Origin of the sequence: Bacillus paramycoides, assembly GCF_001884235.1 — a bacterium.
Lineage (GTDB): Bacteria > Bacillota > Bacilli > Bacillales > Bacillaceae_G > Bacillus_A > Bacillus_A paramycoides.
Genome location: NZ_MAOI01000035.1, coordinates 1 through 290 on the forward strand (window position 1 = coordinate 1; position 290 = coordinate 290).

1 pseudogene is annotated in these 290 nt (G+C 38.3%); it reads left to right on the top strand.

The annotated features are described in order from the left end of the window. Positions 1-290 (top strand): annotated as a pseudogene (locus BAU28_RS05500) (DDE-type integrase/transposase/recombinase); the annotation flags it as partial.

The window sequence follows — 290 nt, forward strand, 5'->3', positions numbered from 1 at the left end:
AAATCAATGGATGTACCTGGATCATGCTGTTGATCCGAACGGAAACACAATCGATTTTTGCCTAAGCAAAACAAGGGATCATAAGGGTGCAAGGCGCTTTTTCAAGAAAGCTTTGCGGTCTTTTCATGTTTCAAAGCCACGTGTGATAACAGTCGATAAGAATCCCGCTTATCCTATAGCAATTGAACAGTTGAAAAAAGAAAAGCATACCTACTAGTATGCGACTTAGACAACAAAAGTACTTGAATAACATAGTAGAACAAGATCATCGCATTATAAAGAAGCGAATC